The following is a 12,011-nucleotide window of genomic DNA, read 5'->3' as shown; positions in this document are numbered from 1 at the left end:
CGGCAGGGGAGCAAAGCAGAGGTTTCAGCTTCGACTGCCGCAGGGTCAGCGACGCCTCATCGAAAGATTTAGGACAACTATACGTACGTTTATGATGCGTTTTTTCCCCGCGCGTGCTGAGTTCGGCCGCAGGTGATCAATCTCGGACACGCTCGATCCAAGCGTCGAGGATTGCCCCATTTTTGCCTAAAATGCTATAGCTCTCCCGCCGGAGAACAGGCCGGACGGTCTCAAAATGTCTATCCAGATCAGCAGTCTTAAACGTTCAGCCCCTCAGTTGACCTTCGGCGGCATAACCTTAGCCGCTGTTACACTGAGTTGCGTGTACCTTAATGCCCATTTCGCCGCGACGGCGTTCGCCTATTTGTTAGTAGTCTTGCTATTTTCGTTGATGGGCAGCTTCATCGCGTCATCCGCGCTTTGCATCATGGCAATCGCTGCTCTCGCATACTACTTTGCGCCGCCGGCGTTCAGCCTACAAATCGATGACCCCCGCGATCTTCCAGTGGTTGTCGCATTCTTTATTGTGTCAATCGTAGGAACGTACTTGATCGGAAAGCTCCGCCAGGAAAGAGAGGCTGCGCGTGTGGCTGCGGTCAAGCTTCAGCGGAGTGCGGCGGATTTGGAGGATCGTGAAAAACGGTGGCGAGCAATCTTCGAGCACAATCCGGCCATGTACTTCATGGTCGACGAAGCCGGCACTGTCCTTAACGTCAATACATTCGGCGCGACCCAACTCGGCTATGCTCCTGCAGAACTGATCGGCCACTCCGTGCTCTGCATATTTCTTGAGGAGGATCGCGCATTCGTTCACAAATGCATTCGGGCGTGCCTTGAGGATATTGGACAATCGCGCATGTGGGACGTCCAGAAAGTCAGGAAGGACGGCTCCGTATTGTGGGTACGTGAAAACGCCAAGGCCATGCTTTGGGCCGACGACCGGCCTATTGTCCTTATCGCCTGCGAAGATGTCACGGAGCGAAAGCAGACCGAACTTGCCCTGCAGCGGAGCGAAGCGCATTTGGCTCAAGCGCAGGAGTTGAGTCATACAGGCAGCTTCAGCTGGAACGCCACCACTGGCGAGGCGTTCTGGTCAAAGGAAACATTTCGGATTTTCCAATTGGATCCTCAAACGACTCCCTCGCCGCAGCTTGTCGTTGATCGCACTCACCCAGATGATCGGGCTTCGGTTAAACAGGTTATCGATGGAGCGATGCGGGAGTTGAGCGATTTCGAGCACGAATATCGATTGCGGCTACCAGACGGCTCTGTGAAGCACATCCATGCGAAGGCACGGCTTACGAGAACCGCTTCTGGTGAAATCGAGTTTGTTGGGGCAGCTACCGATATTACGGCAGCGAGGAGAGCAGAACAGCAGTTGCGTCGCAGCGAGGCCTATCTGGCCGAGGCCCAGCATCTCACCCACACAGGCAGCTGGTCTTGGGACGTCCACGGTCTAGATTTCGTTTATCGCTCCGCGGAAGTTGATCGACTGTTTGGCTTTAACCCGCAAGAGCCGGTATCGATAGAGACCATTCGCTCGCGCATCCATCCGGAAGACTTGCCGCGGTTACAGGAGGTGCAGCGCCAGGCGAGAGAAAAGGAGCAGGAGCGGTTCGAGTATGATTTCCGTGTTCTTCTGCCAGATGGCGGGATACGGCGTATACACTCCGTTGCGCATGTTGTCGTCGCTAGCGATGGTAAGGTCAGCGAGCTGATTGGAACACATATGGATGTCACCGATCAACACGCAGCTAGGGAACGCCTGGAAAACACACTTGTCGCGCTGCGCGAAAGCGAACAGCGCTTTCGCGACTACGCCGAGACAGCTTCCGACTGGCTCTGGGAGACCGGTCCAGATCATCGGGTCACTCGCTTATCCGAGCACACCAGCACTGCAGGAATTTTGGCCACAGGATTGATAGACCTGCTTCGCTGGGAGATTGCGTGCGACGTCGAAGACGAGCCCGAAAAGTGGCGGCAGCACCGGGCGACGTTGCAGGCGCATCAGCCGTTTCGGGATCTGGTCTACCGCACGGTGAATAGGACGGGATCTCCGATCTACGTGCGCACGAGTGGCAAACCTTTCTTCGACGGAAACGGCAATTTTCTGGGTTACCGTGGCGTCAGCACTGACATCACGGCCATTATTCGCGCCGATCAGGCCGAACAAGACCTGCGAAAGGCACAGGCGGAGCTTGCCCATGTGACGCGCGTAACGACGTTAGGAGAACTGACAACCTCCATCGCGCACGAGATAAACCAGCCACTCGCCGCTATTCTCACCAACGCCGATGCGTGCATCGGATGGATGGCTCGCGAAGCTCCTGATCTTGCCGAAGCGCGCTCTTCAGTGGAATGGATCATCGAAGACGCGATCCGGGCAAGCGAGGTGATCCGTAGTGTTCGCGCACTCGCGAAGAAAGGCGAGATTGAGATGGTGCCGCTCGACATTAATGATGTCGTCAGGGACGTCATTGCGCTGATAACACGAGAGCTGGTGAGCCACCGGGTGACGTTGCGAACCGAGTTGACGGCCGTGCTGCCTAGGATCCTGGGTGATCGAATTCAGCTACAACAGGTGATCATCAATCTGGTAATGAACGGAATCGAGGCGATGGACGCAATTACAGACCGGCCGCGCGAACTTCTGATTAAATCATCCAAGGACGATCTGGGGCGCGTGCAGCTTGCCGTGGCCGATTGCGGCGTCGGGATCGCTGAGAAGGACGCTGACCACGTCTTGGATCCCTTCTTCACCACCAAGTCGAGTGGCCTTGGAATGGGACTTTCGATCTGCCGTTCTATCGTGGAAGCTCACGGAGGGCGGCTATCGTTTCTTCAGAAAGATGAACCGGGCGCGACCTTCCAGTTTGTCCTGCCCGTGCATAAGGAGGCCATCCAGTGACAGGACCATTTGACTCGCCAAGTGAGGGTAGCAGTGCCGAGGCCTCGACGAAGGCGATCGTCTTTGTCGTTGAGGATGACATCTCAGTGCGCCGCTCGCTTACTAATCTCTTTAAACAGGTAGGATTGGAGGCCGTTGCGTTCGGATCGGCCCGGGAAATGCTGCAGAGCACAATTCCGGACGTCCCAAGCTGTCTAGTTCTTGATGTCCGGCTGCCGGGCCTGAGCGGCCTTGACTACCAGACCGAGCTGGCCAGGTTGAACATACAAATCCCCATCATTTTCATCACCGGTCATGGCGACATTCCCATGACCGTCAGGGCCATGAAGGGAGGTGCGGTCGATTTTCTCAGCAAGCCCTTCCGCGATCAGGAACTGCTTGATGCTGTGGTTGCGGCGACCGAACGCGATCGCAAAAGACGGGAAGCTCAGCGGACCGTCGCGAACCTGCAGTCTTTATTTGAGACCTTAAGCCCGCGAGAGCAGGCGGTGATGAAACTGGTCACGGCCGGCCTGATGAACAAGCAGGTAGCCGCCGAACTTGGGCTCGCCGAGATTACCGTCAAGATCTACCGGGGTCACGTCATGAAAAAGATGCGTGCCCGGTCGCTCGCCGAGCTGATCAGAATGAGCGAGACGCTGGGGCTCCGCGCAAATCGTCCCGAACAAACGCAAGTATGATTTTACAGCTTCATCTCTCCAGCCCATCTTTCGCCGAAGGTGGCTAGTGCTTTGGCAGCCGCTGTTCCCGCGTCAGGAGGGCTCATCTTGTCCACGCCTTTGATTTCCGTCGTTGACGACGACGCCTCAGTCCGTGCGGCGACAGGGAACCTCTTAAAATCGCGTGGCTACGTCGTGCAGATATTTGCTTCGGCCGAGGCGCTCCTGCAGTCGCCGCAGTTGAACGAGATATCCTGTGTCATTACCGATGTGCAGATGTCGACTATGAGCGGGCTGGAGCTGCTGGAACAGATGCGGACGCGTGGTTACGAAGCACCTTTCATTTTCATTACCGCTTTCCCCAGCGAGCGTGTGCGCACGTCAGCCCTGGACGCGGGAGCAATTGGCTTCCTCGCCAAACCATTTGGCGGACAAGAGTTACTTAAGTGCCTCGACAGCGCACTGAAGGCATCTGGCGCCCGAGGCGATATCTGATTCCAACCTGCAGCTTGAGTTCATGTCCGATCTAAACGCTCGTGGGCGACAATCACGCCACCTGGCAACGTCTTCGCAGTCCGAACCCGGGCTTACTATAAATATGCTAGCGGCCAGCAATTTCTTGCCCGTCCACGCTTTACGGACATGGGAGGCTGCAGAACAGTCTATCCTGCGAGAGACGCTGGCACGCCAACTCGACTGATTCCACGCCAACGCTCATCGTAAGGCTGACCCAGAGCCGTCGTTGCGCTAAAGCACTTCTTAGCTCCATCTGGAGCGAGGCTATATATTCCATTGCAGAGTGCCGAGATGGCCCGGCAAGCACGAGATTGGCTGTGCAGCCCCACAGCGGTGACGATGACAACGGAGCTTCGCTCAGCAGCCCCCCCATGTATTGGGCATCCCTTTTCTGGTGAGAGCGTTCTGCACTATGCTCGTGCTCACCGCATCGTTACGTCCGTTGACGCTTGCGGGGCCCGGCTTGTCCGTTGGGCGGCCGCTTCGCTGTACATTGTTGCGACTGACTATCGTCAGGCGCCCACGCCGTTATTTCTTCGCGAGCTTCATCTGCGGAAGAGTTGTGGTCCCAGCCGTCCAACGTGCTCGGCGCCACACGTGCCGGCCAAACGGCCGGCCCCGGGGTCACAACAGGTCGTCGCCGCAGGCGAGCATTCTCAGCAATAGGCTTGTACAAGAAGCCCTACTTCCCAGGCGCGAACAATCAGCAACTGCTAAGCCAAAGGAGAACTGAGGAGAGAGCATTCTGAGTCAAACGAGGAACTCTGAGCTAAACGCCGCCGCCGCCGCAGAGAAGTGCGGAGCAGGCTAGAGAGGTGCGGGACACGCCGACCAGCACCACGTCGGCCTCGTCGAGACCTTCGACGTGCTGACCATCGTCGTGAATCATCGTGTAGTTCAAGGCGTCGATGCGCTTGAAATATTCCGCATTGAGCACGTGCTGGGCACCGACTCGGCCGGTGGTCGCCGCGCCCAGATAGGCTTCAAACAGCTGCATCACCGGACCGATGATCGACAGGCTCAGAACGTTGATCTGCTTGCACTTATCCTCGAGTCTCGCGACCAGATCCTTCTCGAGCAGGGTGAACAGCACGATCCCGGGCGCTTCCTCGATCTCATCGAGCACGCGGTCGAGCTGCTTCTGACTGCGCACCAGCGGATAGACGTGCTCGACCGGCGTCACGTTGGCGTATTGGGCCGCAACCGCGCGCGCCATCGATTTCTTCCACGAGGCCAAATGCCGGCAATTCCATGGTCACATGAAATCATCCTCATAATCGTATGTTGAAGCACTCGCTGGCATCTCGACTTTACGGTCTTGGCTGTCGTCAGCTTTGCGAAGATACCGCGAAGCGGTGCCTTCTCGCTGCCACTTGCCGTCGCCATTCCTCACCCACTTGTCTGACTTCACTGGGTCGAGAACCATGTTATCGGCGTCAACCTCGACGAACCCCATCTTTGCAGCACGGGCTCTTGCCTCCGGATTAGCCGGACGCAAATTCAGCAGTGGCCGTTCACCGGCCATTCCAAGTTGATGCTCGAGCAGAATATCGCCGGCGTTCTCGACAAGAGGATGAACGACCTGGAGATCTACAGTGGCGGTCGTCCCAGGTCGCCCGGGAAACAGCTCCTGCCACTTTTCCACGTCAAAATTCGTCATGCTGTCGCCCCCTTCCATTCGAAGAAGACCGACACTCTTGTTTCCTAATTGATAGCTGAAGTATCGCGCATTTACAGAATCTTGAGTTGTTCCATACTCCTCAGCAACCTCTGCAGTTCGCGCCGCTTTCTGAGAGACGAAGTCCGAATATTCTTGTGGGTTATCGGCGATTTTCCTGATTTCGTCGCTGTGATAGCCCTCTGCTGCTTTTCTGAACGACCTCTTATCGATCTCTACGACAGGCGGGCTTGAATCAAGCCAATAGGGCCGTGCTGCCGAAGTCGAAGTACCGCTGGAGTTTGGCGGGGCTAAGCGCAGTTGCCGAAACGCATCCGCGAAAGTGTCTGCGTCGTTTTGCTCATCAGCCTCGTCAAGGGGAGAGGATGTGAAATAAGACGAGCCATTGATCCGATTATACATGGCAATTGGTACTCCGGTCGGACATGCAGTTTCCACGTCTAGTTCAGGCTTGCTAGGCCATGCGGCGCAGATAGGGACTCGGGCTTACCAAAACCTGACGTGATGCTGTTGGCCGCCCTCACGTTAGCGGACACAGGACCTGCTTCTAATGGAACGGCGGCGCGCTCGCCCACTGCCATTCACTAGGTCGGATGAGAAGCGAGCAGTGCGAGGATCCGCCTCCATTGGGAACGGTCGATTGACCATTCACCTGCGGACGCCAATCAGATCCTTCCCATAGATCGCGATACTATGCAGAACGGCATTGTAGAGCGCGTGCTTCATGACGACTGCATCGCGACCGTTCAATCCCAGATACGGCTTGGAGCATCATTAGGCCAACAAGCCTGGAACTCTTGGCATCCTGTGGCGGATTGCAACGCCTCCTGAACGGCTTCGCCAGCACATTGCAAGCCCAGAGGCATCCCGCGCCGCCGCTAGGGTGACCAGTCCTACTACACCAAGGCGGGCTGACGGTAGTATCGGTTGAGGTTGCACGACCGCACGGCAGCTACCAGCGACTTCGGATTGGGAACTCGTCGAGATCCATCTCGATACCCAACACTGCAGCCTCATTCCACAGTGACCGATTTTGCGAGATTACGCGGCTGATCGACGTCCGCGCCGCTTACGACGCCGGTATGGTAAGCCAAGAGCTGGACCGGAATGGCATAGACCATCGGCGTAAAGCTTGCGACCATTGTCGGCAGAACGATGGTCACGAGCGTGTCCACCGTCGCTTCCGAAGCGCCCTTCGCATCGGTGATCAGGATGATCTTGCCGCCCCGAGCCGCCACTTCTTGCATGTTCGAAATGGTCTTCTCGAAAACGCCGTCGTAAGGCGCGATCACCACCACAGGCATAGCCTCATCGACGAGTGCGATCGGCCCGTGCTTGAGCTCGCCGGCGGCATAACCTTCTGAGTGGATGTAGGAAATTTCCTTCAGCTTGAGCGCGCCCTCCAACGCCAGAGGCGCCGATGTGCCACGACCGAGGTAGAGTGCGGCCCTAGCGCCGGCGATATAGCGCGCGAGCTTCTCAATCTGCGGCTCGACCAACAAGGCCGCAGCAATCAACCGCGGCATCTCGATGAGCTCTTGCACGAGCTTCGATTCATCGATTTCAGACAGCTTGCCTCGCTCTCTCCCTGCTGCGATGGCAAGCACCGCCAGTACCATCAGCTGGCAGAGGAATGCCTTGGTGGAAGCGACGCCGATTTCTGCCCCCGCCAGCGTCGGCAGAACGGATTCGCTCTCGCGCGCAATCGTCGACGTCGGGACATTAACGACAGATATCGTGTGCAGGCCCTGGCCCTTGGCGTATCGCAACGCAGCTAGTGTGTCGGCGGTCTCGCCCGATTGCGAGATGACGATCGCAAGATCGCCCCGGCGCAGAGGCGCCTCCCGGTAGCGGAACTCAGAGGCTACATCTATCTCGACAGACAAACGCGACAGCCGCTCGAACCAGTATTTCGCGATGTGGCCGGCGTAGCTTGCCGTGCCGCACGCAGTAATTGAAATGCGCTCAATGGAATTGAAGTCGAACGGCAACGCGAACGGCAGCGCTACCCGTTTGGCCGCCAGATCGAGATAATGCGCCAATGTCTTGCCGACAACTGTCGGCTGCTCGTGGATTTCCTTAGCCATGAAGTGGCGATAATTCGCCTTGTCCGCAAGGAGAGACGATACATCAGACTTTGATGTTTCTCGTGGGACGACAGAGCCGTCTGTACCATAGATCACGCACGTCGCGCGTGTAAGCACGACCCAGTCACCGTCCTCAAGATAAGTAATGGTATCGGTCAAAGGCGCGAGCGCGAGCGCATCAGATCCTAAGTACACTTCACCGTTACCATGTCCGATCGCAAGGGGCGACCCTTTGCACGCACCGATCAAAAGGTCGTCGTGCCCCTTGAAAAGGAATGCCAACGCGAAGGCACCGCGCAAGCGCGGCAACGACGCCTGCACCGCATCCTGCGGTGAGTAGCCATTTTTGAGGTAGAATTCGACGAGATGCACCACAACCTCGGTGTCCGTCTCTGAGTAAAACTCGGCTCCATTTCGTTCCAGCTCCGCTCGCAGCTCGCGGAAATTCTCAATGATCCCGTTATGCACGACCGCGACATTTTCCGTCGCATGCGGATGAGCATTGCTCTCGGTCGGCTTTCCATGAGTCGCCCAGCGGGTGTGACCGATGCCGCTTTGACCTGCAGGGGGACTGTAGCTCAACTGCTCCTCAAGGTTTCTCAGCTTACCTTGAGCGCGGCGGCGCTCGATACGGAGACCTTCTAGAGTCGCGAGACCCGCTGAGTCGTAGCCTCGATATTCCAGTCGCCTGAGCGACGCAACTAACTGCCCAACGACCGGACCACGTCCCAAAATGCCAATAATTCCACACATATTAATCCATGCAGCCCAAGTTCGAGGAGTCCGGCGTCCGCGCTATAGGAGCCCGTGATAGAACTCGCTTGCCCGATAACAACGGGTTGTTCGGAATCTTCCGCGGCCGTCTTTATCGCATCCCCATTCGCCCGCGTGATTTAGATCTCTTTCAGCCATCATTGTTCGTCGGCTTCATTCCACCCTTTGGCTATCTAGTCGAATGACGCTGCGACGGGATCGCCAACACCGTGACCGCCTCGACGAGAGCCAAACGTGCAGTTGCGCATGCAGGGCGACATCCAGCTTGGCACAAACAGCCTCCCCCTTACTGATGAGCCATCTCACGACTCTCACTTCTAAGTCTCCAAAAAGAAATGAGCAGCGATACTGGCCTACCGGATGAAGTTGATCCGGCAACAACTGCGTCGATGCTCAGGATCGACTCCTCGATAGGGGTCACGTTTCGTCTCGGCTTCTCTCCATTTCAGGCAGAAAAAAGAACGCTGCCCACATCCTCTACATGGTCCGCTGGTGATATACCTGCGCAGCGGCTCTAGCTTGAATTATCCAGTTCTCCCGGGAACAAATTTCCGGCGCGGACTTTAAGAGACTTGTCATACTCGGACTGAGGCAACTTACGTTCGGTCAAGATTAAAAGATCGGCGTCGAAGCTCCATTGTACTAACGTAAACTTTCGATATCGAAACGTTCGACGGTCTATACCAACGTTTGCCAGTCCTTTGTCTTGCGTCGGCTGTGCATCGCCTACTGCAAACCTGATATTAGGGAACGGCGTGGATTATAATTTTATGCCGACAGATAAGACGGGTTCTTCTATTCGGAAGCCGCAACCCCGCCGCTCCTCTGCGCCCCGATGAGAGCGCGCGGATCCATACATGCTCGTGAGGATCGATAAGGCTCACAGATGGACGGCATCTGTCTCGTTGGCGACATAGCCAGGCGGCAAGCGCGCCCGGGCGGGCGTACCGGCGCTTACAATTCATCTCACCTGCCTCGGATCATCGCCGTTGCGACGTGGCCTGATTTTCATCTCTTAAGATCGATGTGTCGGAATAAGTCAGTCCACCTATAAATCAATGTATATGGTGTGTATTTCTTCATGAGGTGTATGACAGGGGCTAACGATCGCGCTCCTTTAGTTAAGATTGTAGCGCGCGTGCGCATCTCGATTTTCGGGAAGCGACTAGGCAACGGTTCTTCAGAGCGAACTCTTTCCGGCGCAACGAAGCGAGATCATGGCGGCTCACAATCCAAACCGGCGCGTGGCGATGATCACCGGCGTCACCGGGCAAGATGGCGCATATCTCGCCCAGCATTTGCTAGGTCTCGGCTACACCGTGCATGGGGTCAAGCGCCGGTCGTCCTCCTTCAACACCGCGCGCGTCGATCATCTCTACAAGGACCCGCACGCCGCCGATGTGCCGTTCCTAATGCACTATGGAGACATGACCGATTCGTCCAACCTGATCCGGCTTGTGCAGCAAATTCGGCCGACCGAAATCTATAATCTGGCCGCACAGAGCCACGTCCAGGTCGGTTTCGAGTGCCCGGAATACACCGCCAATGCCGACGCGATCGGTGTGCTGCGCCTGTTGGAAGCTATCCGCATCCTCGGCATGGAAAAGGAGACGCGCTTCTACCAAGCCTCAACCTCCGAGCTTTACGGCCTCGTGCAAGAGGTGCCACAGAAGGAAACCACGCCATTTTATCCGCGTTCGCCCTATGGCGTCGCCAAGCTCTATGGCTACTGGATTACGGTGAACTACCGTGAGGCCTACGGTATGTTCGCGAGCAACGGCATCCTGTTCAACCATGAGAGTCCCATCCGCGGCGAGACTTTCGTGACCCGCAAGATCACCCGCGCAGTCGCCGGCATCGAGGTCGGCCTCGAGAACAAGCTCTATCTCGGAAATCTCGACGCCAAGCGCGACTGGGGCCATGCCCGCGACTACGTCGAAGGCATGCACAGGATCCTGCAGGTGGACGAGCCCGGTGACTTCGTGCTTGCGACCGGCCAGACGCGGTCTGTCCGCGAGTTCGTCGAGCTGGCGTTTGCCGAGGTCGGGCGCAGCATCGAATGGCATGGCAAGGGCGTCGAGGAGGTCGGCGTCGATAAGGCTTCTGGCAAGACCCTGGTACAGGTCGATCCGACCTATTTCCGTCCGACCGAGGTCGATCTCCTGATCGGGGACGCCAGCAAGGCGCGCGCGAAACTCGGCTGGGCGCCGAAAACGTCGTTCTCGCAAATGGTGAAGGAAATGGTCGCCAGCGATCTCGTCCAAGCCAGACAGGACGCAGCAAATGGCAAGCGCGGCGTTTGAGCTGAAAGGCAAGACGGTTTTCGTCGGCGGCCATCGCGGCATGGTCGGCGCAGCGCTGATGCGCCGGCTGGCACGCGAGCACGTCCATCTCTTGACGGTGTCGCGAAGCGAGGTTGACCTGCGCGACCAAGCCGCGGTGACTGCCTGGTTTGGAGCGAAGAGGCCGCAGGCCGTGTTCCTCGCCGCTGCCAAGGTCGGCGGCATCGTCGCCAACAACACGCTGCGCGCCGAGTTTCTCCACGACAACCTCGCAATATCGAGCAACGTGATCCAGGCGGCCCATGCCAACAGATGCGAGAAGCTGATGTTCTTCGGCTCCTCCTGCATCTATCCACGCTTGGCGCCGCAGCCGCTGCGAGAGGATTCGATGCTGACCGGCCCCCTGGAACCGACCAACGAGCCCTATGCAATCGCCAAGATCGCGGGCATCAAGATGGCCGAGGCCTATCGCAGCCAGTACGGCGCCGATTTCATCAGCGTGATGCCGACCAATCTATACGGCCCAGGCGACAATTATCACCCACAATACAGCCACGTCATGGCCGCGCTGATCCGCCGCTTCCACGAGGCCAAGATTGCGGGCCGCAGCAACGTCGTGGTGTGGGGTACCGGCAAGCCGCGCCGCGAATTTCTCTACGTCGACGATCTCGCTGACGCCTGCATCCATTTGATGAAGACCTATTCCTCGCCAGAACCGGTCAATATCGGCACCGGGGAGGACATCAGCATCGCCGAGTTATCACTCATGGTTGCGGCCGCCGTCGGCTTTCGCGGAGAGATCAGCTTCGACACGTCGCGCCCGGACGGAACGCCGCGCAAGCTGCTCGACGTCAGTCGGCTGTCCGGGCTCGGCTGGCGCGCCACCACCTCGCTCAAGGACGGCATTCAGCTGGCATACCGGGCCTTTCGCGCTGAGAGCGATTGACGGCACAAGAGTGATCGGCTTGTTCTCGAAAAGGGGTACTGTCCAGAATCTTTCGCACTTTTGATCAGGCGACGGCTCCGGTTTCAGAGAGTTGTGGCTGATAGAGCGGTCGCATGTTCATGTAGCATTTGGTCGACCACGCCGTTCCGGCAATGTGCCGC

7 protein-coding genes and 1 pseudogene are annotated in these 12,011 nt (G+C 57.5%); 5 read left to right on the top strand and 3 right to left on the bottom strand.

Annotated elements, in window-relative coordinates; all coding sequences use genetic code 11:
- Positions 1–235: 235 nt before the first annotated feature.
- The 3 genes from EHH60_RS33685 (at position 236) to EHH60_RS33675 (ending at position 4,062) form a co-directional block, all read left to right on the top strand.
- Positions 236–2,908 carry a PAS domain S-box protein gene (locus EHH60_RS33685; RefSeq protein WP_124163591.1) on the top strand — a complete coding sequence of 891 codons (2,673 nt, stop codon included), beginning with the start codon at positions 236–238 and terminating at the stop codon, positions 2,906–2,908.
- Positions 2,905–3,588 (top strand): response regulator transcription factor, encoded by a 684-nt coding sequence (locus tag EHH60_RS33680; RefSeq protein ID WP_124163590.1) that lies wholly within the window; start codon positions 2,905–2,907, stop codon positions 3,586–3,588. The genes EHH60_RS33685 and EHH60_RS33680 overlap by 4 nt, the downstream gene beginning before the upstream one ends.
- Before the next feature lie 87 nt (positions 3,589–3,675).
- Positions 3,676–4,062 carry a response regulator transcription factor gene (locus tag EHH60_RS33675; RefSeq protein ID WP_199752367.1) on the top strand — a complete coding sequence of 129 codons (387 nt, stop codon included), beginning with the start codon at positions 3,676–3,678 and terminating at the stop codon, positions 4,060–4,062.
- Positions 4,063–4,855: 793 nt separating this feature from the next.
- On the opposite strand, the pseudogene EHH60_RS33670 reads toward EHH60_RS33675, so the two are convergent.
- The 3 genes and pseudogenes from EHH60_RS33670 to glmS all read right to left on the bottom strand — a co-directional run.
- Positions 4,856–5,302, bottom strand: a pseudogene (locus tag EHH60_RS33670) (kinase/pyrophosphorylase); the annotation flags it as partial.
- Positions 5,303–5,338: 36 nt separating this feature from the next.
- Positions 5,339–6,163, bottom strand: a complete 825-nt coding sequence (locus tag EHH60_RS33665; protein WP_124163589.1) for an Effector protein NopP — start codon at positions 6,161–6,163, stop codon at positions 5,339–5,341.
- Positions 6,164–6,774: 611 nt separating this feature from the next.
- A complete protein-coding gene (glmS, locus tag EHH60_RS33660) occupies positions 6,775–8,601 on the bottom strand; it encodes a glutamine--fructose-6-phosphate transaminase (isomerizing) (RefSeq protein WP_124163588.1) in 1,827 nt (608 codons plus the stop codon).
- 1,238 nt (positions 8,602–9,839) lie between these two features.
- Here glmS and gmd point away from each other — a divergent pair.
- Positions 9,840–10,925 carry a GDP-mannose 4,6-dehydratase gene (gene gmd, locus EHH60_RS33655; protein WP_124163587.1) on the top strand — a complete coding sequence of 362 codons (1,086 nt, stop codon included), beginning with the start codon at positions 9,840–9,842 and terminating at the stop codon, positions 10,923–10,925.
- On the top strand, positions 10,906–11,850 hold the full coding sequence (locus EHH60_RS33650; RefSeq protein WP_124163586.1) for a GDP-L-fucose synthase family protein: 945 nt from the start codon (positions 10,906–10,908) through the stop codon (positions 11,848–11,850). Before gmd ends, EHH60_RS33650 begins: the two co-directional genes overlap by 20 nt.
- The last annotated feature ends 161 nt before the right edge of the window (positions 11,851–12,011 follow it).

This window comes from Bradyrhizobium sp. RP6 (genome assembly GCF_003837805.1).
Classification (GTDB): domain Bacteria; phylum Pseudomonadota; class Alphaproteobacteria; order Rhizobiales; family Xanthobacteraceae; genus Bradyrhizobium.
This window is presented reverse-complemented; position numbering and strand designations above follow the sequence as displayed.